This window comes from Halomonas sp. Cn5-12 (assembly GCF_021532545.1).
GTDB classification, from domain to species: domain Bacteria; phylum Pseudomonadota; class Gammaproteobacteria; order Pseudomonadales; family Halomonadaceae; genus Vreelandella; species Vreelandella aquamarina.
Map to the genome: position 1 here is coordinate 129,144 of NZ_JAKGAY010000002.1, position 26,678 is coordinate 155,821.

Annotated in this window: 37 protein-coding genes and 1 riboswitch; of the genes, 23 read left to right on the forward strand and 14 right to left on the reverse strand. The window is 57.4% G+C overall.

Annotated elements, in window-relative coordinates; translation table 11 throughout:
- The first annotated feature begins 12 nt into the window (after window positions 1-12).
- The 17 genes from rplE to L1249_RS02040 all read left to right on the forward strand — a co-directional run bounded on the left by rplE (window position 13) and on the right by L1249_RS02040 (window position 10,464).
- Complete coding sequence (gene rplE / locus L1249_RS01960) at window positions 13-552, forward strand: 50S ribosomal protein L5 (RefSeq protein ID WP_044628828.1); 540 nt, start codon at window positions 13-15, stop codon at window positions 550-552.
- 10 nt (window positions 553-562) lie between these two features.
- Complete coding sequence (gene rpsN / locus L1249_RS01965; RefSeq protein ID WP_044628827.1) at window positions 563-868, forward strand: 30S ribosomal protein S14; 306 nt, start codon at window positions 563-565, stop codon at window positions 866-868.
- A 32-nt stretch (window positions 869-900) separates the two neighbouring features.
- Entirely contained in the window at window positions 901-1,293 is a 393-nt protein-coding gene (gene rpsH, locus L1249_RS01970) for a 30S ribosomal protein S8 (protein WP_009723892.1), read from the forward strand.
- A gap of 9 nt (window positions 1,294-1,302) precedes the next feature.
- Entirely contained in the window at window positions 1,303-1,833 is a 531-nt protein-coding gene (gene rplF, locus L1249_RS01975) for a 50S ribosomal protein L6 (protein ID WP_044628826.1), read from the forward strand.
- Between the two features lie 9 nt (window positions 1,834-1,842).
- Complete coding sequence (gene rplR, locus L1249_RS01980) at window positions 1,843-2,193, forward strand: 50S ribosomal protein L18 (RefSeq protein WP_044628825.1); 351 nt, start codon at window positions 1,843-1,845, stop codon at window positions 2,191-2,193.
- Window positions 2,194-2,204: 11 nt separating this feature from the next.
- Entirely contained in the window at window positions 2,205-2,705 is a 501-nt protein-coding gene (gene rpsE, locus L1249_RS01985; protein ID WP_044628824.1) for a 30S ribosomal protein S5, read from the forward strand.
- A gap of 6 nt (window positions 2,706-2,711) precedes the next feature.
- Window positions 2,712-2,894: a 50S ribosomal protein L30 gene (gene rpmD / locus L1249_RS01990; RefSeq protein WP_009723888.1), complete on the forward strand. Its 183-nt coding sequence runs from the start codon at window positions 2,712-2,714 to the stop codon at window positions 2,892-2,894.
- 3 nt (window positions 2,895-2,897) lie between these two features.
- Window positions 2,898-3,332, forward strand: coding sequence for a 50S ribosomal protein L15 (gene rplO, locus L1249_RS01995; RefSeq protein ID WP_044628823.1), 435 nt, complete (start codon window positions 2,898-2,900; stop codon window positions 3,330-3,332).
- The gene (secY, locus tag L1249_RS02000) at window positions 3,333-4,664 is read left to right on the forward strand and encodes a preprotein translocase subunit SecY (RefSeq protein ID WP_044628822.1); all 1,332 of its coding nucleotides are present in this window, start codon (window positions 3,333-3,335) and stop codon (window positions 4,662-4,664) included. It abuts the gene before it with no gap.
- 28 nt (window positions 4,665-4,692) lie between these two features.
- Window positions 4,693-4,806, forward strand: coding sequence for a 50S ribosomal protein L36 (gene rpmJ / locus L1249_RS02005; RefSeq protein ID WP_009099023.1), 114 nt, complete (start codon window positions 4,693-4,695; stop codon window positions 4,804-4,806).
- A 121-nt stretch (window positions 4,807-4,927) separates the two neighbouring features.
- A complete protein-coding gene (rpsM, locus tag L1249_RS02010; protein WP_044628821.1) occupies window positions 4,928-5,284 on the forward strand; it encodes a 30S ribosomal protein S13 in 357 nt (118 codons plus the stop codon).
- Window positions 5,285-5,336: 52 nt separating this feature from the next.
- On the forward strand, window positions 5,337-5,723 hold the full coding sequence (rpsK, locus tag L1249_RS02015) for a 30S ribosomal protein S11 (protein WP_009099028.1): 387 nt from the start codon (window positions 5,337-5,339) through the stop codon (window positions 5,721-5,723).
- A 12-nt stretch (window positions 5,724-5,735) separates the two neighbouring features.
- Window positions 5,736-6,356, forward strand: a complete 621-nt coding sequence (gene rpsD / locus L1249_RS02020; RefSeq protein ID WP_044628820.1) for a 30S ribosomal protein S4 — start codon at window positions 5,736-5,738, stop codon at window positions 6,354-6,356.
- Between the two features lie 125 nt (window positions 6,357-6,481).
- Window positions 6,482-7,477: a DNA-directed RNA polymerase subunit alpha gene (locus L1249_RS02025; protein WP_016915790.1), complete on the forward strand. Its 996-nt coding sequence runs from the start codon at window positions 6,482-6,484 to the stop codon at window positions 7,475-7,477.
- A 39-nt stretch (window positions 7,478-7,516) separates the two neighbouring features.
- A complete protein-coding gene (rplQ, locus tag L1249_RS02030) occupies window positions 7,517-7,903 on the forward strand; it encodes a 50S ribosomal protein L17 (protein ID WP_044628819.1) in 387 nt (128 codons plus the stop codon).
- 197 nt (window positions 7,904-8,100) lie between these two features.
- Window positions 8,101-9,480 carry a D-alanyl-D-alanine carboxypeptidase gene (locus tag L1249_RS02035; protein ID WP_044628818.1) on the forward strand — a complete coding sequence of 460 codons (1,380 nt, stop codon included), beginning with the start codon at window positions 8,101-8,103 and terminating at the stop codon, window positions 9,478-9,480.
- A gap of 108 nt (window positions 9,481-9,588) precedes the next feature.
- Window positions 9,589-10,464: a DMT family transporter gene (locus tag L1249_RS02040; protein WP_235253004.1), complete on the forward strand. Its 876-nt coding sequence runs from the start codon at window positions 9,589-9,591 to the stop codon at window positions 10,462-10,464.
- A gap of 3 nt (window positions 10,465-10,467) precedes the next feature.
- Here L1249_RS02040 and L1249_RS02045 read toward each other — a convergent pair whose 3' ends face one another.
- The 6 genes from L1249_RS02045 to thiM form a co-directional block, all read right to left on the reverse strand.
- Entirely contained in the window at window positions 10,468-10,707 is a 240-nt protein-coding gene (locus tag L1249_RS02045; protein ID WP_235253005.1) for a hypothetical protein, read from the reverse strand.
- Window positions 10,664-11,188, reverse strand: a complete 525-nt coding sequence (locus tag L1249_RS02050; protein ID WP_235253006.1) for a DODA-type extradiol aromatic ring-opening family dioxygenase — start codon at window positions 11,186-11,188, stop codon at window positions 10,664-10,666. Before L1249_RS02050 ends, L1249_RS02045 begins: the two co-directional genes overlap by 44 nt.
- Window positions 11,189-11,244: 56 nt before the next feature.
- Window positions 11,245-11,652, reverse strand: coding sequence for a DoxX family protein (locus L1249_RS02055; protein ID WP_044628815.1), 408 nt, complete (start codon window positions 11,650-11,652; stop codon window positions 11,245-11,247).
- A gap of 90 nt (window positions 11,653-11,742) precedes the next feature.
- On the reverse strand, window positions 11,743-12,663 hold the full coding sequence (locus tag L1249_RS02060; protein ID WP_172415820.1) for a LysR family transcriptional regulator: 921 nt from the start codon (window positions 12,661-12,663) through the stop codon (window positions 11,743-11,745).
- Entirely contained in the window at window positions 12,660-13,274 is a 615-nt protein-coding gene (gene thiE / locus L1249_RS02065; RefSeq protein ID WP_172415821.1) for a thiamine phosphate synthase, read from the reverse strand. Before thiE ends, L1249_RS02060 begins: the two co-directional genes overlap by 4 nt.
- Window positions 13,264-14,073, reverse strand: coding sequence for a hydroxyethylthiazole kinase (thiM, locus tag L1249_RS02070; protein ID WP_137092798.1), 810 nt, complete (start codon window positions 14,071-14,073; stop codon window positions 13,264-13,266). Before thiM ends, thiE begins: the two co-directional genes overlap by 11 nt.
- 24 nt (window positions 14,074-14,097) lie before the next feature.
- Window positions 14,098-14,189, reverse strand: a riboswitch (TPP riboswitch).
- A gap of 337 nt (window positions 14,190-14,526) precedes the next feature.
- Between thiM and gloA the strand changes: the two genes are divergently transcribed.
- Both gloA and L1249_RS02080 read left to right on the forward strand, forming a co-directional pair.
- Complete coding sequence (gene gloA, locus L1249_RS02075) at window positions 14,527-15,060, forward strand: lactoylglutathione lyase (RefSeq protein WP_044628811.1); 534 nt, start codon at window positions 14,527-14,529, stop codon at window positions 15,058-15,060.
- Window position 15,061: 1 nt separating this feature from the next.
- Complete coding sequence (locus L1249_RS02080; RefSeq protein WP_044628810.1) at window positions 15,062-15,427, forward strand: DUF6164 family protein; 366 nt, start codon at window positions 15,062-15,064, stop codon at window positions 15,425-15,427.
- Here the strand turns inward: L1249_RS02080 and L1249_RS02085 are convergent.
- The 7 genes from L1249_RS02085 to L1249_RS02115 form a co-directional block, all read right to left on the reverse strand.
- A complete protein-coding gene (locus L1249_RS02085; protein ID WP_172415822.1) occupies window positions 15,408-16,100 on the reverse strand; it encodes a cupin domain-containing protein in 693 nt (230 codons plus the stop codon). The genes L1249_RS02080 and L1249_RS02085 overlap by 20 nt on opposite strands.
- A gap of 132 nt (window positions 16,101-16,232) precedes the next feature.
- Window positions 16,233-17,312 carry a metal ABC transporter solute-binding protein, Zn/Mn family gene (locus L1249_RS02090; protein WP_235253007.1) on the reverse strand — a complete coding sequence of 360 codons (1,080 nt, stop codon included), beginning with the start codon at window positions 17,310-17,312 and terminating at the stop codon, window positions 16,233-16,235.
- Between the two features lie 44 nt (window positions 17,313-17,356).
- Window positions 17,357-18,247, reverse strand: coding sequence for a metal ABC transporter permease (locus L1249_RS02095; protein WP_044628807.1), 891 nt, complete (start codon window positions 18,245-18,247; stop codon window positions 17,357-17,359).
- Entirely contained in the window at window positions 18,231-18,965 is a 735-nt protein-coding gene (locus L1249_RS02100; protein WP_044628806.1) for a metal ABC transporter ATP-binding protein, read from the reverse strand. The genes L1249_RS02095 and L1249_RS02100 overlap by 17 nt, the downstream gene beginning before the upstream one ends.
- A complete protein-coding gene (locus tag L1249_RS02105; protein ID WP_162835825.1) occupies window positions 18,962-19,111 on the reverse strand; it encodes a hypothetical protein in 150 nt (49 codons plus the stop codon). Before L1249_RS02105 ends, L1249_RS02100 begins: the two co-directional genes overlap by 4 nt.
- A gap of 201 nt (window positions 19,112-19,312) precedes the next feature.
- Window positions 19,313-19,981 carry a hypothetical protein gene (locus tag L1249_RS02110; protein ID WP_058579831.1) on the reverse strand — a complete coding sequence of 223 codons (669 nt, stop codon included), beginning with the start codon at window positions 19,979-19,981 and terminating at the stop codon, window positions 19,313-19,315.
- A 428-nt stretch (window positions 19,982-20,409) separates the two neighbouring features.
- Window positions 20,410-20,733, reverse strand: coding sequence for a hypothetical protein (locus L1249_RS02115; RefSeq protein WP_172415824.1), 324 nt, complete (start codon window positions 20,731-20,733; stop codon window positions 20,410-20,412).
- A gap of 968 nt (window positions 20,734-21,701) precedes the next feature.
- Between L1249_RS02115 and glnA the strand changes: the two genes are divergently transcribed.
- From glnA to ntrC, 4 genes are all read left to right on the forward strand, one after another.
- Window positions 21,702-23,108, forward strand: a complete 1,407-nt coding sequence (glnA, locus tag L1249_RS02120) for a glutamate--ammonia ligase (protein ID WP_172415825.1) — start codon at window positions 21,702-21,704, stop codon at window positions 23,106-23,108.
- A 119-nt stretch (window positions 23,109-23,227) separates the two neighbouring features.
- Window positions 23,228-23,761 (forward strand): DUF4124 domain-containing protein, encoded by a 534-nt coding sequence (locus tag L1249_RS02125; protein WP_058578631.1) that lies wholly within the window; start codon window positions 23,228-23,230, stop codon window positions 23,759-23,761.
- Between the two features lie 206 nt (window positions 23,762-23,967).
- Window positions 23,968-25,026 carry a nitrogen regulation protein NR(II) gene (gene glnL / locus L1249_RS02130; protein ID WP_058578630.1) on the forward strand — a complete coding sequence of 353 codons (1,059 nt, stop codon included), beginning with the start codon at window positions 23,968-23,970 and terminating at the stop codon, window positions 25,024-25,026.
- Complete coding sequence (gene ntrC / locus L1249_RS02135) at window positions 25,023-26,453, forward strand: nitrogen regulation protein NR(I) (RefSeq protein WP_054641592.1); 1,431 nt, start codon at window positions 25,023-25,025, stop codon at window positions 26,451-26,453. The genes glnL and ntrC overlap by 4 nt, the downstream gene beginning before the upstream one ends.
- Here the strand turns inward: ntrC and L1249_RS02140 are convergent.
- Window positions 26,450-26,674 (reverse strand): hypothetical protein, encoded by a 225-nt coding sequence (locus tag L1249_RS02140; protein WP_074211171.1) that lies wholly within the window; start codon window positions 26,672-26,674, stop codon window positions 26,450-26,452. The genes ntrC and L1249_RS02140 overlap by 4 nt on opposite strands.
- Between the last annotated feature and the right edge of the window lie 4 nt (window positions 26,675-26,678).

A 26,678-nucleotide genomic window follows, 5' to 3' on the forward strand; every position in this document is an offset into this window, starting at 1 on the left:
TCGGGTAGCAAAATGGCGAACTTGAAAGAACGTTATCAAAACGAGGTGGTGGCTCAACTCAAAGAGCAGTTCAGCTACGCCAACGTAATGCAGGTACCCCGGATCACGAAAGTGACTCTGAACATGGGTATCGGCGAAGCGGTCAGTGATAAAAAACTGATCGACAACGCCATCGGCGACCTGGAGAAGCTCTCTGGTCAGAAGCCGCTGGTGACTAAGGCACGCAAGTCTATCGCGGGCTTCAAGGTGCGCGAAGGTTGGCCGATCGGTATCAAAGTGACACTGCGCTCTGAGCGTATGTGGGACTTCCTGGACCGCCTGGTAAACATTGCGATTCCCCGCGTGCGTGACTTCCGTGGTCTTAACCCGAAGTCTTTTGACGGTCGCGGCAATTACTCTATGGGTGTGCGTGAGCAGATCATCTTCCCGGAGATCGAGTATGATAAGATCGATCGCGTTCGGGGGCTGGACGTCACTATCACTACTACCGCCAACACCGACGAGGAAGGCCGTGCGCTGCTAGCTGCACTGAACTTCCCGTTCAAGAAATAAGGGTTGGATCATGGCTAAGAAAAGTATGGTAGAGCGTGAGCTCAAGCGTACTCAGCTTGTCGAGAAGTATGCGGCTAAGCGCGCAGAGCTCAAGAAAATCATCTCGGACGTGAACGCTTCTGAAGAAGATCGTTTCGAGGCGACGCTGAAGCTGCAGCAACTGCCGCGCGACTCAAGCCCGGTGCGTCAGCGTAACCGCTGCCGCGTGACTGGCCGTCCGCACGGTTTTTACAACAAGTTCGGTCTCGGCCGTAACAAGCTGCGTGAAGCCGCCATGCGTGGCGACGTCCCTGGTCTGAAGAAGTCCAGCTGGTAACGCCACGTAGAATCATCAGGAGCGCACATTAAATGAGCATGCAAGACACTCTGGCGGATATGTTCACCCGTATCCGCAATGCGCAGATGGCCACCAAGGAGACGGCTACCATGCCGTCCTCCAAGCTGAAAGTCGAAGTGGCCCGCGTGCTAAAGGAAGAAGGCTACATTACCGACTTTACGGTGGCTGAAGGCGTTAAACCCGAGCTGACCGTTACTCTCAAGTACTTTGAGGGTAAGCCGGTTATCGAGCACATTCAGCGGGTTTCCAAGCCGTCTCTGCGCCAGTACAAAGGCAAAGACAACCTGCCTAAGGTCGCCGATGGTCTGGGTATCGCGATTGTCACCACCTCTAATGGTGTCATGACCGATCGTGCCGCGCGCCAAGCAGGCGTCGGTGGCGAAGTCATCTGCACCGTATTCTAGGAGGCTGGAATGTCCCGCATAGCGAAATATCCGGTTAAAGTGCCTGCTGGTGTCGACATCAAAATCGACGCTGGCCAGCTGACCGCCAAAGGCGGCCAGGGCACGCTGTCTATGACCATTCACCAAGACGTGGTGATCGCTCAAGAAGACGGCCAGCTGACCTTCGCCCCGAGTGAGTCTGCCAAGAGCTGGGCAATGGCCGGTACTACCCGCGCCTTGGTTCAGAACCTGGTCACGGGCGTATCTGAGGGTTTCACAAAAACTCTCGAAATTGTTGGCGTCGGTTATCGTGCCCAAGCTAAGGGCCAGACGCTCAATCTTTCACTGGGCTTCTCGCACCCGGTCGACTACGAACTGCCTAAGGGTGTTACAGCGGAAACGCCGAAAAACACCGTGATCGTGCTGAAAAGCGCGGACAAGCAGGTGCTCGGTCAGTGCGCCGCGGAAATCCGCGCCTTCCGTCCGCCTGAGCCGTATAAAGGCAAGGGTGTTCGGTACGCCGACGAGCAGGTGCGTCGCAAAGAAGCCAAGAAGAAGTAAGGCAGGGTTATGAACGCGAAGAAAGAATCTCGTCTCCGTCGTGCCCGCCGCGCTCGCGCCAAGATCCGCGAGCTGGGCGTGTATCGCCTGTGCGTCAACCGTACCCCGCGTCACATCTACGCGCAGATTATCTCGCCGGATGGTGGCAAAGTGCTAGCCAGTGCTTCTACGCTGGACAAAGCACTGCGCGAGGGTGCGACTGGCAACACAGACGCGGCCTCTAAGGTCGGTGCTCTGATTGCTGAGCGCGCTAAAGAAGCAGGCATCACCCAGGTGGCCTTCGACCGTGCTGGCTTTAAGTATCACGGTCGCGTCAAGGCTCTGGCCGACGCCGCTCGTGAAGGCGGCCTGGAATTCTAAAGGGTTTTACGATGGCGAAGAACGAACAGCAAAGCGGCGATCTGCAAGAGAAGTTAGTGCAGGTCAACCGCGTCGCCAAGGTGGTCAAGGGTGGTCGTATTTTCGGCTTCACCGCACTGACCGTCGTTGGTGATGGTAAAGGTCGTGTCGGTTTCGGTCGTGGCAAGGCGCGTGAAGTGCCGGTCGCAATCCAGAAAGCGATGGACCAGGCTCGTCGCAACATGGTCAAGGTCAACCTTGCAGGCAACACACTGCAGTACCCGGTCAAAGCCCGTCACGGCGCTTCCAAGGTGTACATGCAGCCAGCCTCCGAAGGTACCGGTATCATCGCCGGTGGCGCCATGCGCTCTGTACTAGAGCTAGCCGGTGTCCACGATGTACTGGCCAAGTGCTACGGTTCCACCAACCCGGTTAACGTGGTACGAGCGACTGTCAAAGGTCTCTCCTCCATGCAAGCACCGGAAGACGTGGCCGCTAAGCGCGGTCTGTCTGTCGAAGCGATCACGGGGTAAGGCACCATGGCAGCAACGATCAAGGTTACCCAGATCCGCAGCACCATCGGCGTTTTGCCCAAGCACAAGGCTACTATGAAAGGCCTGGGTCTGCGTCGCATCGGTCATACGGTTGAGCTGGAAGACACCCCTGCCGTACGCGGCATGATCCACAAGGTTAACTACCTTGTGCGCGTTGAGGGAGAGTAATCCATGAAACTCAATACCCTGAGCCCGGCACCGGGCTCCAAACACGCTGAAAAGCGCGTTGGTCGTGGTATCGGTTCCGGTCTTGGTAAGACCGGTGGCCGTGGCCACAAAGGTCAGAAATCACGCAGTGGCGGCAGCGTCAAGCCTGGTTTCGAAGGCGGTCAGATGCCGCTGCAGCGTCGTCTGCCGAAATTCGGCTTCACGTCTGCTAAGTCGCTGGTATCTGAAGAAGTACGCCTGGCCGAGCTTGCCAAGGTTGCAGGTGACGAAGTCACCATGGAAACCCTGAAGCAAGCCAACGTGCTGAAGGATGCTACGCAACACGCGAAGATCATCCTTTCTGGCGAACTGAATAAGGCGGTTACCGTTCGTGGTATCAAGGTCACCAAAGGTGCCCGTGAAGCGATCGTAGCCGCTGGCGGCAAGGTAGAGGACTAAATGGCCAAGTCAGGAAATATGCCGGCGATGGGCAGCGGTCTGGGTGAACTGTGGGCGCGTTTGCGCTTCGTGCTCCTCGCCATCGTGGTGTACCGTATTGGTGCCCACATTCCCGTTCCCGGTATCAATCCTGACCAGCTTGCTGCCTTGTTTAGGGAGCAACAGGGCACCATCCTAGGCATGTTCAACATGTTCTCGGGTGGCGCCCTGGAGCGCATGAGCGTCCTCGCCTTGGGCATTATGCCCTACATATCGGCGTCGATTATCATGCAGCTCATGACTGCGGTCTCCCCTCATCTTGAACAGCTCAAGAAAGAGGGCGAGGCTGGCCGCCGCAAGATCAGCCAGTACACCCGCTACGGCACGGTGATACTGGCACTTGTCCAGGCTACCGGCATGTCCGTGGGTCTGGCTAGCCAAGGCATCGCTTACAGCGCTGACTTCAGCTTCTATTTCACTGCGATCATCACGTTTGTGTCGGGTGCGGTGTTTATGATGTGGCTAGGTGAGCAGATCACCGAGAAGGGCATTGGCAACGGTATTTCGCTGCTGATCTTCGCGGGGATCGTCGCTGGGCTGCCCAGTGCCGTGGGGCAAGCGTTCGAGCTTGCTCGCAATGAAGGGGCCTGGAATGTTCTTCCGCTGTTAGCGCTGTCAGTGCTAGGTATTGCCACCGTTGCGTTCGTGGTGTTCATCGAGCGCGGTCAACGCCGCCTCAAAGTGAACTATCCGCGACGTCAAGTCGGCAATAAGATGTATGCAGGCCAAAGCAGCTACTTGCCTTTGAAGGTGAACATGGCGGGTGTTATTCCAGCCATCTTTGCTTCTAGCATCCTCCTCTTTCCGGCTTCGATCGGTCAGTGGGTAGGGGCTGGCGAAGGGATGGAGTGGTTGCAGCGTGCATCACAAGCGTTAGGCCCTGGCCAACCGCTTTACATCTTGCTTTTCGCGGCGGCAGTGGTATTCTTCTGCTTCTTTTACACAGCGCTGGTCTTCAACCCCAAGGATGTGGCTGACAATTTGAAAAAGTCAGGCGCCTTCCTGCCGGGCATTCGCCCCGGCGAGCAGACCGCTCGCTATATCGACAAAGTGATGACGCGTCTCACTCTGTTCGGTGCCTTGTATATCACTGCGGTTTCCTTGATGCCCCAGTTCCTGATCGTAGCGTGGAACGTCCCGTTCTTCTTTGGCGGTACGTCGCTTCTGATCGTGGTAGTGGTCATCATGGACTTCATGGCCCAGGTGCAGTCGCATCTCATGTCGCATCAATATGACTCAGTGATGAAGAAGTCCAACCTGAAAGGCTACGGTAGCGGCGGCATCATGCGCTGAGGCGCGCCGTTGCGAATTGGAGAGAACGATGAAAGTTCGAGCTTCCGTAAAGAAGATGTGCCGTAACTGCAAGATTATTCGTCGCAATGGCGCTGTTCGCGTCATTTGCATCGAGCCGCGGCACAAACAGCGTCAGGGCTAAACCTGGGCTGTATTAAGCGGGTGCCGGCATACCCCTTGCCTTAGGGCTTATAAAGGGGTATGCTGTTGCGCCTTTTGTAGATGATTAAACGAGCAAGCCGCTCAAATTTCGGAGTAAGCTGATGGCCCGTATTGCAGGCGTCAATATCCCGGACAACAAGCATGCGGCGATCTCGCTGACCTATATCTTCGGGATTGGCCGTACTCGTGCTAAGCACATTTGTGCTGCTGCCGGTATCGCGCCGACTACCAAGATCGTAGACCTGTCCAGCGATGAGCTGGATACCCTGCGTTCTGAAGTTGGTAAGTTCACCGTAGAAGGCGACCTTCGTCGTGATGTCACGCTTAACATCAAGCGTCTCATGGACTTAGGCTGCTACCGTGGTCTGCGTCATCGTCGTAGTCTTCCGCTGCGTGGTCAGCGGACCAAGACTAACGCGCGTACCCGTAAGGGCCCGCGTAAGCCGATCCGCAAATAACACGCAGGCTCTTTCATAGAGAGCCAGCGTATAGACAGGAATAGACATCAACATGGCTAACCCGCGTAGTAACCGTAAAAAGGTTAAAAAGCAGGTAGTGGATGCCGTTGCGCATATCCATGCCTCTTTTAACAACACGATCGTGACGATCACAGACCGCCAGGGCAATGCTCTCTCTTGGGCAACTGCCGGTGGTTCGGGTTTTCGTGGTTCTCGTAAGAGCACCCCGTTCGCTGCGCAAGTAGCAAGCGAACGTGCAGCGACTGCTGCAGCCGAGTATGGTGTGAAAAACGTAGACGTGCTGGTCAAAGGCCCCGGTCCCGGCCGTGAATCCGCCGTGCGCGCACTGAATGCCGCCGGCTTCCGCGTGCAAAGCATCGTAGACGCGACGCCCATTCCCCACAATGGCTGCCGTCCGCCTAAGAAACGCCGCGTTTAAGGAGACAGATTCATGGCTCGTTATATTGGACCTAAGTGCAAATTGTCTCGCCGTGAAGGCACCGATCTCTTCCTGAAGAGTGGCGTGACTCCCTTCGAGAAGAAGTGTAAATCCGAGCAGATCCCGGGTGTACACGGCCAGCGTCGTCAGCGTCTTTCCGACTACGGCTTGCAGCTTCGTGAGAAGCAGAAAGTACGCCGTATGTATGGCGTACTCGAAAAGCAGTTCCGCAACTACTACAAAGAAGCCGCTCGCCTGAAAGGTGCGACCGGTGAAGTATTGTTGCAGCTGCTCGAATCCCGACTGGACAACGTCGTCTACCGCATGGGCTTCGGCTCGACTCGCTCTGAAGCGCGTCAGCTGGTCAGCCACAAGGCGATTTCCGTGAATGGCCGCACCGTTAACGTTGCTTCCTACCAAGTGAAGCCCGGTGACGTGGTCGCTATCCGTGAAAAGGCGAAGAACCAAGCCCGTATTCAAAACGCGTTGACCATTGCGGCCAACCGTGGCGACATCGCTTGGATCGACATCGACGCCAAGAAGATGGAAGGCACTTTCAAGGCTCTGCCTGAACGCGGTGACCTGACTGCCGACATCAACGAAAACCTGATCGTCGAGCTGTACTCCAAGTAAGCAGTTTGATGTACGTTTCTGCTTCTTGAGGCCTGGGCGGGATAGCAAAGCTAACCGCCCAGATGCTCTTGAGTATTGTGCTTTAGAGTACTCAGTATCCGTTTGGCAGCCTGAAAGGTGTTCATATGCAGCGTTCAGTGACAGAGTTTCTTCGTCCTCGCGACATCAAGGTCGAAGAAATCAGCGCACATCATGCCAAAATCGTCCTCGAACCATTCGAGCGCGGCTTTGGTCACACCCTGGGGAATGCACTTCGTCGCATTCTGCTTTCATCCATGCCCGGCGCCGCTGTGGTAGAGGCTGAAATTGCCGGTGTAGAGCACGAATACAGTGCGCTCGAAGGGGTGCAGGAAGATGTCATCGAAATCCTCCTGAACTTGAAAGATGTTGCGATCAAGATGCACAGCCGCGATGAGGCGGTGCTCTCGCTGAACAAGCAGGGCCCAGCCGTCGTCACCGCTGGCGACATTGCGCTTGATCATAGCGTCGAAATCGTCAACCCGGACCATGTCATTGCACACGTCAATGAAGGTGCCGAGCTGAAAATTCAGCTTAAGGTCGCGCTGGGTCGTGGTTACGAACCGGCTGACGCTCGTGGCTCTGATGAAGAGACCCGTGCGATTGGACGCCTGCAGCTGGATGCCACCTTCAGCCCTGTTCGCCGTGTTTCCTACTCGGTCGAAGCCGCTCGTGTCGAGCAGCGTACCGACCTCGATAAGCTGATTATCGACCTGGAAACCGACGGCACCCTGGATCCGGAAGAGGCTATCCGTCGCAGTGCGACCATTCTGCAAGAGCAGCTGGCCGCCTTCGTCGACCTGGAAGCTGATAAAGAGCAGGAAGTCGAAGAGGAAGAGGATCACGTCGATCCGATCCTATTGCGCCCCGTAGACGATCTCGAGTTGACCGTACGCAGCGCTAACTGCCTCAAAGCCGAGAATATCTACTACATCGGTGATCTGATTCAGCGCACGGAAGTGGAGCTGCTGAAGACCCCGAACCTCGGTAAGAAGTCCTTGAATGAAATCAAGGATGTATTGGCAGCGCGCGGCTTGTCCCTCGGCATGCGGCTGGAAAATTGGCCACCCGCTAGCCTGAAGGACGACAAGGCCTCCGCGTAAGCGTCGACTTGAGTCCCAGTTTGGTAAGGAATCACAACCATGCGTCATCGTAAGAGTGGTCGTCATCTGAATCGTACCAGCTCGCACCGTCAGGCCATGTTCAAGAACATGTCTGTCTCGCTGGTCGAACATGAAGTCATCAAGACAACCCTGCCCAAGGCCAAGGAACTGCGTCGCGTTATCGAGCCGCTGATCACCCTGGCAAAGCAGGATAGCGTTGCAAACCGCCGTTTGGCCTTTGCTCGTACGCGCTCCAAAGAAGCCGTCGGCAAACTGTTCAACGAGCTGGGTCCGCGCTACGCCGAGCGTCCGGGTGGTTACATCCGTATTCTCAAGTGCGGTTACCGCACCGGCGACAACGCGCCCATGGCGTACGTTGAGCTCGTAGACCGCCCGGTGGCTGAAGAAGAAGCCGTCGCTGAATAAGCGCTGCTCCTTCTGGTAGGCACAATGAAAACCGACCCTTTGGGGTCGGTTTTTTTATATCTGCGCTTTTTCCGCTGCTTTATCGAGATGAATGCTCTATGGGAAGATCAATTTAACGATAAGGCATGCTAGGCTAATGCAGCAGCCGTATGAATGGCCAAGTGTCGGGCAGTGTGATCAATCAGTAAGAGGTCGGTATGGCAACAACACGGGGAGTGAGCACAGCGGTTTGGGCGGCGCACTGGCTACTGGTCATGCTGATGATGACGCTGATGGGTAGCGCCAACGCCCAGGCGAATCCTCGTTATGCAGGCATCGTTGTGGATCTCGAAAACGGCGAAGTGCTATACGCTGAAAATGCTGACGAGCCACGCTATCCTGCGTCGCTCACGAAAATGATGACGCTCTACCTAACATTCGAAGCGCTGGAGGAGGGAAGGCTAAGCCTCGATCAGCCGTTGCCCGTTTCTGCTCAGGCGGCTGCCATGCCGGCGACCAAACTATGGCTGTCGGCCGGTAGCTCCATTCCTGTGGATACGGCGATTCGTGCGCTAGCCGTGCGTTCTGCCAACGATGTGGCGGTCGTGGTGGCAGAGGCACTAGGAGGCAGCGAGCAACGCTTTGCGAACCTGATGACGGCGAAGGCGCGTGAGTTGGGCATGAATGCCACTACCTTCCGCAACGCTTCGGGCTTACCGGATGATCTGCAAATCACCACCGCGCGAGATATGTTGACGCTCTCGGTGCGGGTGATGCAGGACTTTCCCCAGTATTACCACTATTTCGGTTTGCAGGAGTTCACCTACCGCGGTACTCGCCATACCAGCCACAACCGATTGGTGCGTGACTACCCAGGGGCCGATGGCTTAAAAACTGGTTTCATTCGCGCCTCAGGCTTTAACGTGGCCACCACTGCTGTCCATGATGGCCGCCGTATGGTAGCCGTAGTGATGGGTGGATTCAGTTCCTCTTCCCGTGATACCCATATGGCAGATCTGCTAGACCGCAGCTTTATGCGTGCGTCGCTAAGAGATCAACGCTCATGGCTTGCTGATACCAGTTTCTCAAGTGAGTTTATGGGGTTTGCAGGACCAGCCCAACCGCTTACTCAGCCTCGCTCACAACCGATGATGGCTAATATCTCCGCCACGTCGCTATCACCCACACGGCCCATGTCTAACAGTACGCCGGCACAAACCGTTGAGGCCCAGCTTCTCCAAGCGGAGGCCGCACGTGAGGAGGCACCAGAAGCTGCCTCGCAAGATCCACTGCAAGCCTTTATTGAGCGGGAGCGCGTGCTGGCGACGGCACCTCCCACTGCGCAAATGGCCTCTGCTGGCTGGGGCATTCAAGTAGGTGCCTTTAGCCAGGCGGCCCAAGCTGAACAATTGGCTCGCCAAGCCGCGCAGCAGCTGCCAACGAGCGTGGGAGGCCGCGTTGCCATCGATCCGCTTCAGGGGCCCACGACAGTATTTCGCGCCCGTGTCGTCTCGCTGAACGAATCCCAGGCGCGGCAAGCTTGCCAAACGCTTCAGGCGCAGGGCATGGATTGTATGGTGGTCAACGCAAGCCTTTAACCACCGCAGTGGTTCACCGCCCCGCTAATGTACGTTGGCGGGGCTTTTTATTGTATGTCGATGATATCCGAGTAGGACCATAACAATAGCAACACAAGGAGCATGTTTATGACGCCATCCTTAAAAGGCATACTTTGCATGTGCTTAGGCGTGCTGTTTTTAGCACTAGGGGACGCAGTATCAAAGTGGTTAGGGGCGGTGCACTCCCCGATACAAATTATTTTTTTCCGCACGCTGGTATCGTTACCGCTCATTGCTCTGTTGGCTTATTTTGGCGGCGGGCTACGTAAGCTGCGCACCAAGCGGCCAGGCGCTCACCTGCTGCGTGGGTTGATCTACACCGCCACCATGGTGTGCTTTGTGTGGGGGCTAACCCTGTTGCCGCTGGCAGAAGCCACCGCCATTGCGTTTGTCGCACCGCTATTTGTCACGCTGCTATCCGTGCCGCTTTTAGGTGAGCGTATTGATCCGCCAGTGCTTGTAGCATCACTGGTAGGCTTTGTGGGTGTGCTGATTGTAGTTCGCCCGGGCGGAGATGCGTTTCAACTAGGCGCCATGATTATGCTGGCCGCAGCGGTATTTTATGCCCTGATGATGGTCACGGCGCGGCGCTATGGCGCCAACGAGCACCTGTGGGCCATGGTGTTCTACATGACGGCCGTGCCGCTGGTACTGACGGGCCTCAGCCTGCCCTGGGTATGGCAAACGCCCCATCCCTGGCACTGGCTGGGCTTTGCCGCCTCCGGGGTGCTGGGGGTGGGGGCCACGGCGTTCATCACCCTGGCCTTTCGCCATGCGCCCGCCGCCATTGCGGCGCCCTTCGATTACACCGCCATGCTGTGGGCCGTGCTGCTGGGGTGGTGGTTCTGGGGAGAACTGCCGGACGTCTGGGTCTGGGTAGGCAGCGCGCTGATCATGTGCAGCGGTCTGGCCATTGCCTATCACGATCGTCGCACCACCCTGAAACGTCGCCCCACAGCGTAAGCGCTAGGCAAACTGATAGACATCCATTGCCAGCACGCCGTGCTCAACACTGTGGTGTAGCTGGGTGGCGGCGCTGCCGCCTGCTCCCATAGCCACCAGCAGCGGCTGGAAGTGCTCTGGCGTGGGATGATTGCGCTTGGCGTCTGGGGCGGTTTGCCAGTTGGCCAGCGCGTCACGATCGCCCTCGCGCAGCCGTGCATTAACCCACTCGGCAAAGCTGCCTACCCTGTGGCTGAAGCTCATAGAGGTTATGGGTCAAGCTCCCCGAGCCAACCACTAAAATATCCTCCTGGCGCAGCATTGCCAGCTGCTCGCCCAGGGCTATCAACTCGGTATTACTCCAACGGCTGGGAAGCGAAAGCGACACTACCGGCACGTCAGCGTCAGGGTACATCAGTGAGAGTGGCACCCAGGCACCGTGGTCCAGCCCGCGCTCCACGGGCGTGGCGCCGAGCTGCTTGGCCAGCCGTTGGGCCAGCTCAGGGTTACCAGGGGCAGGGTACTGAACCGCAAATAGCGCATCAGGAAAGCCGCCAAAATCGTGGATGGTGACAGGCTTTACGCTGCTGCTGACCTGCAAGTGTGGGGTTTCCCAGTGCGCGGAAACGACCACCACGGCCTTGGGGCGTAGGGTTTGGCCCAACTCCCGTAAAAAGTGATGGGCGGGGGTGGGGGTGAGCGCCAGCATGGGAGAGCCATGGGAAATGAAGAGACTCGGTAACATAGGATACACTCCAGTCAGTGGGCCTGCCAACGTGTGATTCTCGGCAGGCCATTGGATTATGCCAGTCGGCGGCTGATGACGAAGCTACCGCTGCCCAGGCCGGCTTGCACCAGGAGGGCCACGGCCCAGAACACTGGGAACTCCCAGCCGCCGCCGGGATTGGAGAAGACCCAGCCGTTACCGAGGTGTACCCAGGCGGCGCCGAGCAGCACTGGTACTAGCGCCAGACTCACCCAGCGGGTGTATAGGCCCAGCACCAGGGCCAAGCCTCCGCCGACTTCGGCGGCAATGGTCAAGTAAGCCATGAAACCGGGCAGGCCAAGCGATTCGAAGTAGCCCACCGTGCCAGGGAGCGTAAACACGAACACTTTCATCAGGCCGTGAGCCAGGGCCATCACACCTAGGCTAACGCGCAGTAGGGCGGTCGCATGAAGGATTGTCGTCGGGGTAGTTAACGTCGTCATAGCACTCTCTCGCGTTTTGAGCATCACCATGGATGCGATGATGCTACTGTAGGCCAGCGAGTGGAGAAGATAATCTAACCGATGAGCACTTTACTGTTGCGATATACGCGATAATCCAAGCCCCTGTTCCCATATGGGTGGGTCGCCCCAGGCATCGGCCAACTGATCGATGAAGTGCGCTACCTTGGCGGGTAGAAAACGCCGTGCGGGGTAGAGGGCGTGTATGTCTAGGTAGGTCGGCGGTAGGTCTAACAGCAGCGGCACCAAGTTTCCCCGCTGAACGCTCTCATGAATCAGAAAGCTGGGTTGTTGGGCGATGCCTAATCCCGCTTCTGCGGCATGGGTCAACATATCCCCATTATTGCTCTCCAGCGGCCCCGTGACGCTAACGTACTGCTGGCCGAAGCGCCAGTCGCCGCTGTTCTGCCCGCTGCGATAGCGTAGGCAGTGGTGCTGGGTAAGGTCTTCGATGCGCAAAGGCGTGCCGTGCTGCGCTAAATAGCCGGGTGACGCGCACAGTACGAGCTGGCAGCGGGCTAGCCGTCTGGCGATCAGGCTGGAATCGGGCAGGCTACCGATGCGGATGGCGACATCATAGCCCTCCTCCAACAAGTCTACGCGGCGGTCGTTGAGATCGAGGCGTACGTCGAGTGCGGGGTGTGCCTGCATGAACTGCGCTACCTGAGGCGCGAGATAGCGCGTACCGAAACTCATGGGACCATTGATACGCAGCCGCCCACTCACAGTGTGGGTGCCACTGCCGACATCGGCAGCGGCCTCCTCCAACGCCAGTAAAATGGCCTGGGCATGGGTTAAATAGCGCTCTCCCGCATCGGTAAGATGCAGCCGCCGCGTCGTGCGCTGAATCAAGCGAGCGCCCAGCGTCTCCTCTAGTGCCATGACCTGCCGCGACACCCGCGTACGTGAAAGATCCAGTGCCTCGGCAGCGCGGGTATAGCTGCCAAGCTCCGCCACTTTGACGAAGGCGGTCAGCTGGTCGAGCCGACTCATGAGGCGCGAAACGCCAGCGCCGCCCGGTAAGGGTCGGGCTGGCCGCAGATCGCAGAAATCACCGCCATCCCTTGGGCACCGGCGGCACTCACTTGGGCGGCGTGCTGCGCCTTTAAGCCGCCAATCGCCACGCTGGGCAACGGGCAGGCGCGCACCAGCTCGGCGAGGCCCTCGAAGCCGATGGGCCGAGCATGATCCTGCTTGCTGGCAGTGGCGAAAATGGGGCCTAACCCGACGTAGTCCAACAGCGCGATGGGCGCGTCACGAAGCTGCGCGAGGGTGTTGATCGACAGTCCTAGAATGGCCTGCGGCCCCAGCGCCGCCCGCGCCTCTTGAACCGCGGTATCGCTTTGACCCACGTGCAGGCCGTCGGCACCGCTGGCGATGGCCACATTTAGCCGGTCATTAATAATCAAGGGTACACCGCTACCTTCCAGCAGCGCTTTCAGCCGTGTTGCCTGGGCAATCATGGACTCATCGCTGGCATGCTTATCACGCAGCTGCACCATGGTCACGCCCCCCTTCACGGCGGCTTCCACGGTCGCTTCAAGCCCCGTTTCGGCGCATAACGCAGCATCGGTGACTAAATAGAGCGAAAGATCAAACGGCATGGAGCGTCTCCAGCTGGCTAAGAGAAGAGAGATCGTCAGGGGTAAGGGCATACAGCGCATCCAGTAGCGCGACCTGAAAACTGCCCGGCCCACTGGCCTGCTGCCCCGCACGGCTTCCGGCAATGCTGAAGCACGCCAGCGCAGCCAGCGTTGCCGAAAGTGGATGGGCCTGGTTGGCGGCCAAAAAACCCGCTACCAAAGCGCTTAACCCGCAGCCCAGGGTGGTTACGCGCGGCATTAGCGTGTGGCCGCCCGTTAAACGGTAGTGGTGGGTGCCATTGGTAATAAAATCGGTTTCGCCGGTCATGGCAACAATGCAGCACTGCTGCTGTGCCAGCTTGATCGCCGCTTGGGCGGCATCCTCCGTTGTGGTGGTGGCATCGACGCCGCGACCTTGGCTGGCTAAGCCAGTGAGCGCCATGACTTCCGATGCGTTGGCGCGAATGACGTTAGGCCGATGGGCAAGCAGCGCGGTGCAGACCTGCTGACGAAAGGCGGTGGCCCCGACCGCTACGGGGTCTAACACCCATGGGGTGCCTGTTTCTTTAGCCGTGCGAGCGGCAAGCTGCATCGACTCTGCCCAAGGGGTAGAGAGCGTGCCAATGTTAATGGAGAGTGCGCCCGCTATTGCGGTGAATTCAGCCACCTCTTCAGGGGCATGCAGCATGGCAGGCGAGGTGCCCGTAGCCAGCAGCAGGTTAGCCGTGCTGTTCATCGCAACATAGTTAGTCATGCAGTGCACGAGCGGCGTAGACTCGCGTAGAGCGGCGAGCATGTCGCCAAGTGGGGGGTAGGTCATGGTTTCCTCCCGGCGAAGGAGGTGGTGGTGAGCACCACGACTCCCTACGCCGGCGTTATCCGGTTCAGGTTCGAAGGGTGCTTCTCAGCCGCTGGGCGGCGCCCCTGTCGTTGGTGGGTACTATCCTAGCCTTGGGCGAGGCTGTAAAGCCCCAGTGCAGCCGCTACTTTTCAGCAACGATTAAGAGAGTGGCGGCAGGGTGTTAACGGCTCACCTAGTACGTTTCGATCGCGGAACATAAAGGGTCCTTGGGTGAGGGCTGGAAATATACAACCTGCGCCCTCATAACAGGGGGAAGTAAGCAAAATGATCAATACGCAAATAGCGGTAGACAGCTTGACGCTGTTAGCAGCCTAAGCCTTGTACAAGGTAATATGTTCGTCAAAGAATTTGTGTTATATCAGCATACTTTTCACGATGTCATGATGCCCCAACCCGCAATAGGAGAGTTGTATGTCGTTTCAAGGTGAACAGCACCCAGGCGTTGCCCCCGTTGCCCCACAAACTCAGGGTTTTCGCTTAAACCACACCATGCTGCGGGTCAAAGACCCGGAACGCGCCCTGGCGTTCTACTCCAAAGTGTTTGGTATGCAGGTTCTGCGTCGGCTGGACTTTGAAGAGATGCAGTTTTCGCTCTACTTCCTCGCCAACGTGGAAGCCAGCGACAGCGTGCCGGAAGATACCCAAGCCCGCACCGCCTGGACCTTTAGCCAGAAAGGCCTGTTAGAACTGACCCACAACTGGGGCACCGAAACCCAGCAGGATTTTGCCTACCACGATGGCAACGCCGAGCCCCAGGGCTTTGGCCATATCTGCTTCAACGTGCCGGATTTAGAAGCCGCCCAGGCGTGGTTTGATGAGCACGACGTAACCTTCGTGAAGCGTGCCGACCAGGGCAAGATGAAAGACGTTATCTTCGTGAAAGATCCGGATGGCTACTGGATTGAAGTGATTCAAGCCGACCGCATGGCAGCCATGGGCGACTAAGATGGCCCATTTGCTGTTTCGGTTGCGCCATGTAACCGATGAAGAAGCCATGGAAGTCCGCCAACTGCTGGATGAGCATGGCTTTGATGTGTACGAAACCCAGGCGGGCTTTTTCCGCCTGGGGGTCGATGCCATTTGGCTGCGCAACCCTGTCCAGCGTGATGACGCAGAGGCCGCATTGGCCGAGTATCAGGCCGAACGCCAAGCTAACGCACGCCAAGCCCATAAAGAGGCGCTGGCCCGCAATGAAGCGCCAACACTCTGGCGGCGCTTAGCGGAGCACCCGTTTCAGGTAACGCTGGTAATGGTGGCTGTGGTTCTGATTGCGCTGCTCACTCTGCTGCCATTTATTGGCCTGGCGCGCTAGCCTGGGAAAGGGCGTCAGATAGGTGCCCGCGCTTAGCGTACATCATTACACCGTGTTGGCCTGCACGAAGCTGCGGGGCCGCACCCGGTGGGTAGCGGCACCAACTGCCTTTCGGGTACTCGCTGCCCGCGTCGCACAGCGAGCCTTCCAGCACCAATAGCTCTAAGCCTCCGGGCAGGGCAGGGTAGTCGATGGTGGTATCGCTCTCCCAACGCTCCAGGCTGACCCGCTCATCGCCAAAGGTGTGCAGCATTTTGTAGGTAATGCCCGGCCGACGGTCAGGCTGCCAGGGCAAGCGGTGGGCAGGAATCGCCAGTTGGAGCAGGTCGTTCTCATCAAACTGATGCAACTTAACCAGTATCAGCGCGCCCTCTTCGCCAATCTGCGGCGTATGGCCAGTGCCAATCGGGTTACGCAGGTAGCTGCCAGCGGAGTAGCGGCCATGCTCATCCGCAAACACGCCCTCTAACACGAGAATTTCCTCGCCGCCGTCGTGGGTGTGGTGGCTGAACTGGCTATTAGGCGCATAGCGTACCAGGCTAGTGGCTCGGGCCACTTCATCGCCGATGCGATCCAGCATCATTCGTTCTACGCCCGCACTGGGGGAGGCCACCCAGTGGTACTGCTCCGGCGTGACACAGGCAAAGTGGCTAAAATCGGCGTTTAGGCGCATGGCATTGGCTCTTTGCAGCGGTTTAAACAGCGTTAACGAAAGTCGGTGATGCAAGTCTCCCCATCCACCGCGCAAAATGCAATGCAAAAAAATACCGCCGGGTTGGCGGTATTTTTGTCTTCACGGTATGAATCAGTGGCTATGACCATGATCGTCGTGGTCGTGGTCGTGGTCGTGGTCGTGGTCGTGGTCGTCATAACCATGATCATCATGGCCCGGCTCTGCAAGAGCGTCGTGCAGCACCTGCGCATTGTGGCGCATCATGCCCAGGTACGTACTGGCATCGCCTTCACTGGCCAGCGCATCCGCGTAAAGCGTGCCTGCGATGGGCAGGCCGGTTTCTTCGGCCAGTTGCACGATAATGGACTGGTTGGTCATGTTCTCGTGGAACAGCGCTTGCACGTTCTCCTGCTCAATCACATCCACCAAAGCCGCCATGCTGGCGCCGCTGGGGTCGGCTTCGGTAGAGAGCCCGACCGGTGAGAGAAAATTAACGCCATAGGCGCTAGAGAAGTAGCCAAACGAGTCGTGCCCGGTGATCACACTGGCCGATGCAGGAATCTCGCTGAGCAGCTCACGAATCTCGGCATCAACGCTATCCAGCTCCGCCAAGTAGCGCTCGGCGTTGGCTTGGTAGCTCTGCGCATTGGCGCTATCCGCCTCGATCAATCCATCACGAATATTGGTGACGTAGACCTTGGCCTGCTGCAGGTCCTGCCAAGCGTGAGGGTCGTTATCGCCATGATCGTGGTCGCTATGGTCATTATGGGCGTGCTCTTCTTCGCCATGCCCGTGATGGTCGTGATCGCCATGATCATGATGCTCATGCGCTTCGTGCCCGTGGTCATCATGGCTATGGGCCGCAAACGCCCGCGGAACAATGCCGTCGGTGGCGGTGACCATTGGGCCGCTGTAGTCGCTGGAGTCAATCAGGCGCTCCATCCAGCCCTCAAACAGCAGGCCGTTGAAGACCACTAAATCGGCCCCGGCTAGCGCACGGGCATCGCCAGGGCTAGGGGAGAAAACGTGGGCATCGCCATCAGGGCCCACCAACGAGCTGACCGTCACATGCTCTCCACCGACGTTTTCCACCATATCCGCCAAGATAGAAAAGCTGGTGACAACCTGCACCCGCTCGTTCGCCATGGCGGCAGGCAGTGCCAATATGGCCGAAACGCCCACTAGCCAACGCGATGAAGAGAAAAGCGACATAACATGCTCCTGATTTAAGAAATAACCGTATGAACATCAACCCGCTAGTGCGACTGCTCCAGCGCCAAGGGCGTGGTTTTGCGCCGCAACTTAGCGGCCAAACTGTGGTAACGGCCAAACAGCGCCGAGAGTAAATACGCCACCCCGGCCAGCAAAATAATGCTCGGGCCTGAGGGCGTGTCTAAATGGAACGACAGCAGTAGCCCGCCGGTGCTGGCCAGCATCGCCAACACCACGGCAATCCCAATCAAGCCTTCTAACCGCTTGCTCCAAAACCGTGCTGCCGTAGCGGGTAGCATCATTAAGCCAACGGCCATCAGCGTGCCCAGGGTTTGGAAGCCCGCCGTTAAGTTCAGTACCAGTAGCCCTAAAAAGACGCTATGTACCCAACCGCCACGACTACTTTGGCCGCGTAAAAACAGCGGGTCTAAACACTCCACAACCAGGGCGCGGAAGATAATCGCCAGAGTGATCACAATCAGCGTGCTGATCGAGGCAATCAGCAGCAGCGCCGTGGAGTTAATCGCCAAAATAGAGCCGAACAGCACGTGGGTTAAATCCACGCTGCTGCCGCCCATGGAAATCAACATGACGCCCGCCGCCAACGAAATGATGAAAAAGCTCGCCATGGCTGCGTCTTCCCGCTGGCCGCCCATTTTGGAAACGGCCCCGGCCAGTAGCGCCACCATCAGCCCGAACAGCACGCCGCCCACACTCATCACCGGCAGCGAAAACCCCGCCAGCAAGAAGCCCAGCGCCACCCCCGGCAAAATGGCATGGGCCATGGCATCGCCAATCAGGCTCATGCCGCGCAGCACCAGAAACACACCCAGCGGCGGCGCAGCCAAGGAAAGTGCCAGCCCGCCGACCACGGCACGGCGCATAAAGCCGTAATCAAACGGTGCAATGAACCATGCATCAAGCAGTGCCAGCATGACGGCCTCCTAAGGTAAACGGCACCATTTGGGCCGGGGCATGCTGGTGGTTGAGCGCGCTGGGAGCGACCCAGCGGCCATGGCCGCCATTCAGCATTAACACCTCATCCGCCAAGCGGCGCAGGTGGTCCATATCGTGCAGCACAATAATGATCGTGACACCCTCATCGGCCATCTGGCGCAAGATGCGAATCAGAATATCGACCGTATCGCTATCTACGTTGGCAAACGGCTCGTCTAGCAGCAGCAGCTCCGCTTCCTGCATTAGCGTGCGGCCAATCAGCGCTCGCTGGCGCTGGCCTCCGGAAAGCTCGCCCAGCGGGCGGTGAGCCAAGTGAGAAATACCCAGGCGCGCCATAATCTCGCGGCCTTTGCGGTAGTGGGCCGCGCAGTAACCTTTCATGGCACCATGGCTTGGCCAACTGCCGGTCATCACCAGCTCTTCCACGCTCATGGGGAAGGTGAGGTCTAACGCCAGCTGCTGGGGCAGCCAGGCACGGCGCGCTTTATCCACCGTGCATACCACCTTGCCGCTAATCGGCCGCAGTTCACCCATAATGGCCTGAATCAGCGTGCTTTTACCGGCACCGTTCGCACCAATGAGCGCGGTAATCGCGCCGGGCTTAATATCGCCATCCACATGTTCTAACACCGTGCGACGGCCCTGGGCCAAGTGCAGGTCGTGCAGCTGCAAACGCGAAGAGGAACGTTCACTCATAACGGCCACCCGCCTGCCCACACCACCAGCCCCCAAAGCGCCAGCAACGGCAGCGCGACAAAGCCCAACCGCTTAGTGGCAGACAACGACATCAGCGAAAAATGACAAGGGCCTTCCTTGTTATGGCGATGCATGTGCTCACTCATCGAGCGTCCTCGCTATCGAATAAATAAGTTATAACATAACATTTGGTGAAACCAAAAAAGTGGCGGATATTTTACGCGCTCACGGCGCGCTGACAACGGTAAGCGCGCTAATCTTCCGCCCACTCCAAAAGTGCCTAACAAAGCGACGATGGCAATGTAGGCACTAAACATAGATAAATAGTGTAGAGAGGAGGTAACGACCTAATAGCGCCAGGTGGCGCCAATCTGCTGGGGCGACACCATCAGCGCGTATTCACCTTCTAACGTGATGGGGCCAAGAGACACGCGGGCAGGCTGAAAGCGGTTAATCGCGCTGGAGGCCTGATTAGGCTGCGTCCAAATGTGCAGCTCATTAATCAGCATGCCTGTAGCGAAGTTGATGGCACCATCCCGCTCGCGACCGTCAGCGGCAATTACCGCCCCCGCCACAGTGTTCACCACCAGCGAGCTAACCCGCGCCTCAAACCCACGGCGTTCACGCTCCGCCTGGGCAAGCGAAAGCCCCAACGCCTGCACGCCGCTTAGCTCACCCTGCGCTTTAAGGCGCTCGTACTCTACCAGCGCCGCCTGATGCGGCTGGCGATCCGTCAGCATACCTCCCAGCGCTAAGGCGGATTTCACGACCCCAACACGGGCATCAAAACGGTCGTCCGGGTCGCTGGCTTCACTGGATTGGTAAGCATCAAACGCAAGGCTTGCAGCATAGATGCCCGTCCAACCCGCATCCCACCACTGCGCGTGCTGCGCCCCACGCTCAAACACCTCATCGTAAGCTGCCCAATCGGCACTGGTTTGTGCCTGAGCAGGCAGCGACAGCAGCAGCGCCGCCCCCGCCGCCAAGGTACCCCGTGAAAGTTGACGTAAGCGCATAACAGAACACCTAAAAGCCGTGAATTAGCATTAAGCGTAGCACGACGATAGCGCAGGGCCGGGGTGAATCAGACGGGCTAAGAATGGCGAAGATTAATGGCGTTATAAAGCGAAGGATGGTTAGATAGGTAAAAAATATAGGGAGAGCTGCCATGGATGACTTTTCGCCTTCTGACCTTAAAACCATCCTGCATTCCAAGCGTGCAAACCTTTATTACCTCCAGCACTGCCGGGTGTTGGTAAATGGAGGGCGAGTGGAGTACGTGACCGATGAGGGCAGCAAATCCCGCTACTGGAATATCCCCATTGCCAATACCACCTCGATTTTATTGGGGACGGGTACCTCCATTACCCAAGCCGCCATGCGTGAACTCGCCAAAGCGGGTGTGTTAGTCGGATTCTGTGGAGGCGCATCAGAAATTCCGCAACTACTCCTTCTCCTCATCCTCATCCTCATCCTCTTCCCAGCGTTCGATGGCGCGTTTGTCGTCGGGGAGTCGCACCATATCGCCCACGTTGAGATTTTGGTGTGACTGAGAGCGGTGGCCGCGTTGGTCGAGAATGGCGGCCACACTGCCAATGCTCACGGCATCTTCTTCGCGGTAGGCTTCTACTTTGACCCGCACAATGCGGCCTTGGTAACGGGCGGAAAGCACGGCACCTGGGTAGGGGGGCGTGTGTTCGGGGTCGTCCTTGAAGAGGGTTGCTACGCTGGCGCTGCCGGGCTCGTCCCATTCAATGTGCTTGTGCATGGTGAGCGTCCTTACTATGGGTGAATAAAAATAAGAAGGCTCGTTAAGTGTAGTGTGCGTTGGCAGAACTCGGCCAATCTAATCAAGAGCGCGTCTAGCGCTAGGGTGTGTAGCTGTGGGTAGAGTAGGTACCACAGCTGTGCTGCCAGGGGCTGTTTATCCAGCGCAATCAGCCCATTCCGCTTGGCTCACATAGGCTGCCCGGTTGATCCGTGCGCCTAGCGTTTGCGAGGGCGTGATTAAGCAGTGCACATGGTAGCGCTGCTCAATGGGCGATAGCCGCTCATCTATCTGATTGCACGTCACAATAATTGGCGCCACATGCTCTGCAAGGCCCGACTCTCGGATGGAACGTAGGTGTCGCGGTAGCAAGGCTCCTGTCACTGGGTCAACGATAAAGCAAACCGTACCCATGTAAGCGGCTTCCTTTGTTATGAAGCATGTCTGAAAGTAATTTGTTGTAGATTTTGGTTTGTTTGCGTATCAAGATAAAGTTTTCTGACGGTAGCTCGCTAGGCGCTGGGTTTTTTGAGCCAACTTGGTGCATTGATACCTTTTTATGAGCTTTTATGGTGCGCAAATAAAAAATAAAGGCGCTTTTGTGCGCAACCAAAAGGCCTTTGCTACATGAAGAGGCATCTTTTCATAGGTTTTTGTATTTTAAAAACAAAGCATTATAAATTTTTGATGCCATAATGGTGCAGAGTTGGCATGCTCTGTGCTTATGCATTGTAGATGGTTTTGTCACCAGCTATTAGATCGTATGCAGAAGCCTCTCGGCATGCTACAACGATAGCCGGTCTGAAATGATCGCTGGGCGTTTTGTTGTCCATCGTCAGGCAAACGTTAAGCGAACAAAAAAGACAAACGCGCCACATGCAGCTGCGTGTTGAACGGTTTGTTGAATAACACTTTTATCGATAGCTTACAGTTACAAGCTTTAAGCCACGCTCATACCGGAGGACACTATGTCAGCCAAGACTCTTGCGCTAATCGAAGAACATGATGTTAAGTGGGTAGACCTGCGTTTCACCGACACACGCGGTAAAGAGCAGCACGTGACCGTGCCTGCGCGTGACGTGAACGAAGAGTTTTTTGAAAACGGCCAGATGTTCGATGGTTCTTCCATCAATGGCTGGAAAGGCATCAACGAGTCTGACATGATCCTGCGTCCGGAAGACGGCACCGGCTTCCTGGACCCCTTCACCGAAGACGCTACCCTGATCCTGCGTTGCGACATCATCGAGCCTGCCACCATGCAGGGCTATGATCGCGACCCGCGCTCTATCGCTAAGCGTGCAGAAGCTTACCTGCAGTCTACCGGTCTGGGCGACACCGCCTTCTTCGGCCCAGAGCCGGAATTCTTCATCTTTGACGAAGTGCACTGGAAGTCCGACATTCAAGGCTCCATGTACAAGATCACTTCCGACGAAGGCGCCTGGGCCACCGACAGCAAGGTCGAGACTGGCAACCTGGGTCACCGTCCGCGCGTGAAAGGCGGCTACTTCCCGGTTCCTCCGGTCGATAGCTTCCACGATATCCGTGGCGCGATGTGTAACACCCTGGAAGCGATTGGCCAGACCGTGGAAGTTCACCACCACGAAGTTGCCAACGCGGGTCAGAACGAAATCGGCGTTAAATTCAACACGCTGGTGAAGAAAGCTGACGAAGTTCAGGAAATGAAGTACGTGATCCACAACGTGGCGCACGCTTACGGCAAGACCGCTACCTTCATGCCGAAGCCGCTGGTAGGCGACAACGGTTCTGGTATGCACGTACACCAGTCGTTCTGGAAAGATGGTCAGAACCAGTTCGCAGGCGATGAGTACGCTGGCCTGTCTGAAATGGCTCTGTACTACATCGGCGGTATCATCAAGCACGCCCGTGCTCTGAACGCCTTCACCAACGCGTCTACCAACTCGTACAAGCGTCTGGTACCGGGCTTCGAAGCGCCGGTTATGCTGGCCTACAGTGCTCGTAACCGCTCTGCGTCTATCCGTATTCCTTACACTGCCAGCCCGAAAGGCAAGCGTGTAGAGACTCGCTTCCCTGACCCGACTGCCAACCCCTACCTGGCGTTCGCAGCGATGCTGATGGCGGGTATCGACGGTATCAAGAACAAGATCCACCCTGGCGATGCCATGGATAAGAACCTGTACGACCTGCCGCCAGAAGAAGGCAAGTCCGTACCGACCGTTGCCAACAGCCTGGACCAAGCACTGGAAGCACTCGATGCTGACCGTGCGTTCCTGACCGAAGGCGGCGTATTTACTGAGGAAATGATCGATGCCTACATCGAGCTGAAGATGGAAGACGTCGAGCGTATCCGCATGACGACTCACCCGATCGAGTTCGACATGTACTACTCTTGCTAAGAACGGTTGCTAAACACCGTTTTAACAAGAGTGCTAACATCACCCTTGCGGTGTGATTAGCCTGAAAAACCCCGCCTCGGCGGGGTTTTTTGTTGGAGCAGCATAAGGGTGAGAAAGTAATGATCAGTAGATGGCGTTTGCGTCAAAAAAGTGGTTTGTCCACAGGGGCTGCGCTACTGCTGGGCTTGTGGGTAAGCGCTGCGCAGGCTCAAACGGTGTATCGTGTGGTGGATGCGCAGGGCAACGTGACGTTTACTGACAACCCAGAGCGTGGTGGTAAAGCGATCACTCTGGCCCCGCTGCCAAGCGTGCCTACCGCTGCTCGGCCTGCTTCTCTGTCTCCCCGCGCGAAGGGGAATCCTGGCCAACCGTTTATGCCCTATGACCGCTTTGCGATTGCTAACCCAGCGGCGGGGGCCTCGCTGCGAAATAATATGACGCCAGTTGAAGTGGCGGTTTCGCCGCCGCTACGCGACGACCACCAAATTCAGCTGCTCGTGAATGGCGAACTAAGCCAATCTGCCCTGCATAGCGATGCGTTCTGGCTGGCGGGCTTGCCAGCGGGCCAACACCAGCTGCAGGCCGAACTGTTGGATAGCCAAGGGCGTATTCAACACCGCACCGATCCGGTGACTATTTTTATTGCTGAATAGTGCAATGCACTACAATGGTGCATAGGAGTATCTGAATTTGTTCGGCAGTGCGCTATAACGGCTCGCTGTGCCCACGCTGGCTGCCCATCAGCCGTGCATGCCGCCGTTTGTGCTTAATTGGCGCGTTTTTTGCAGTTCCTCTCTCAACGATCCCATCACGCTATTGTTCATCACACTATTATTAGAGCGACGTTTCAGGACACGCCATGTATCAGCGCTTATTAGAACATCTCACCACCGCAGTGCTACTGCTCGACGGTGAACTCCGTGTCCGCTGGATGAACCCAGCGGCGGAAGCGCTGCTAGCGGTGAGCTTTAGCCGTGTGCAGGGTATTAGTCTAGATACCTTGCTAGGCGGTGGGGAAAGTATTGATGAGGTATTGGCCAAAGCGCGGGATGCCTTTCACCCCTATACCCAGCGGGAAGCGCGTATCACGCCGCTCAATAGTGAGCCGCTCACGGTGGACTATACGGTAACGCCCCTCTCAGCCGATGAGCTGCTGCTGGAAGTCGAGCCGAGAGACCGCTTGATGCAGATCTCCCGCGAAGAGGCGCTCACCACCCGCCAAGAGACCATTAAGGTGCTGGCGCGGGGCTTGGCCCACGAGGTGAAAAACCCATTAGGCGGCATTCGCGGTGCGGCGCAACTGCTGGAGCGTGATTTAGACGACCCGGCGCTACGGGAATTTACCCATATCATCGTCGAAGAAGTAGACCGCTTACGAGATTTGGTTGATTCCATGCTGGGCCCGAACCGCATCATTAAACATGAGCCGGTCAATATCCATAAAGTGCTGGAGCGAGTGCGAGCGCTGCTGATTGCCGAGCATCCCCATGTCACTGTCAACCGCGATTACGACCCCAGCCTGCCGGATCTTTCTGGTGATGAGTCGCAAATGATTCAAGCGGTATTGAACGTGGCGCGTAACGCGGTGCAGGCCATGAGCGATGCAGAGACCCCCTCACCGGAGCTGATTCTACGCACCCGTGCCCGGCGCCAGTTCACTTTAGGCGCCGAGCGGCACCGGCTAGTGAGCGAAGTCGGCGTGATTGATAACGGCCCTGGCATTCCTGAAAGCCTACGCGAAACCCTCTTTTACCCGATGGTGTCTGGCCGCGCGGAAGGCAGCGGTTTGGGGCTATCCATTGCTCAGTCAATTTTGCACCAACATCAAGGATTGATCGAATGCGACTCACGACCTGGACATACCGAATTTCGTTTACTGATTCCATTAGTTATTAATTGCACCGGAGAAGCGTCATGACTGAGGCGACACGTACCGATGTTGCACGGGTGGTTATTGTCGATGATGACCGCGCTATCCGTTGGGTGCTGGAGCGCGCACTGGCGCAGCCAGACCTAGAGGTCGAGTGTATTGAGCGTGCCGACACAGCGCTGGCACGGCTGCTGGAAAGCCCACCGGATGTGCTGGTGACCGATATTCGCATGCCGGGGATTGATGGGCTGGATTTAATGTCACGGGTTCGCGAAGCCCACCCGGACCTGCCGGTCATTGTCATGACCGCTCACTCCGATTTAGATAGCGCCGTGGCCTCTTATCAGGGGGGGGCGTTTGAGTACTTGCCCAAGCCGTTTGATGTGGATGAGGCGCTGGCGCTGGTACGCCGTGCGGTAGCCCACGCCCGTGAACGCCAGCGGCCGGTGAGCGTGCCGGAAGGCCTAAGCGCCGAGATCATCGGTGAAGCGCCCGCCATGCAGGAAGTCTTTCGCGCCATTGGGCGGCTCTCCCATTCGCACATTACGGTACTGATTAACGGTGAGTCGGGCACCGGTAAAGAGCGTGTCGCCCAGGCGCTGCATCAGCACAGCCCGAGGGCGGGCAAGCCGTTTATTGCTTTGAATATGGCGGCAATTCCTCGTGACTTAATAGAGTCCGAGCTTTTTGGCCATGAGAAAGGCGCGTTTACTGGGGCGGCTGCCCAGCGCCAAGGGCGCTTCGAGCAGGCCAACGGTGGCACGCTGTTTCTGGATGAAATCGGCGATATGCCCGCCGAGACGCAAACCCGTCTGCTGCGCGTGCTGGCCGACGGCGAGTTTTACCGCGTGGGCGGGCATACCCCGGTAAAAGTTGATGTGCGGATTATCGCGGCAACCCACCAGAACCTAGAGTCGTTGGTAGATGATGGGCGCTTTCGTGAAGACTTGTTCCACCGTCTGAACGTGATTCGCGTTCATCTACCGCGCCTTGCCGAGCGCCGCGAAGATATTCCCCGGCTAACCCGGCATTTTTTGGCCGAAGCGGCGAAAGAGCTTTCCACCGATATCAAAGTGCTGACCCCTGAGGCAGAGGCGCACTTAACCCGGCTGCCGTGGCCCGGCAACGTACGTCAGCTGGAAAATATCTGCCGTTGGTTAACGGTCATGGCCTCTGGCCGGGAAATCCTGGTAGAAGACCTGCCGCCAGAGCTACGCACGGTCGGTGCGTCGGAAAGTAGCGTCCACGGTGATTGGCGTTCAGCATTTCGCGATTGGGCTGATCATGCTTTGGCAGAAGGCCATACGCACCTGCTGGAAGAGGCGGTACCCGATTTCGAGCGCATTATGATTGAAACTGCACTCAAGCATACCGGTGGTCGCAAAGGCGAGGCCGCTGAGCTGCTGGGCTGGGGGCGTAATACGCTTACCCGTAAACTAAAAACGCTGCTGCCTGCGTTGGCGGATGACGCCTAGGGCATCGGCTCGGCGGAAATGGGGGCAGGGAGTACAAACACGGCATCAGCCAGTGTTGGCTCGGGGAGGTCGCACTCAGCCTGTTCCCAGGGCAGCAGGCTGAAAGTGTGTTGAATCCCCAGCCCTTCTAGCTGATGCCCCACACCATGGCGGCAGCTTCCGTAGGCGTGCGTGGTTAAGGTGCCTGTGAGCAGCGCAGCCAAACCCAAACCGGTGCGCACCGCG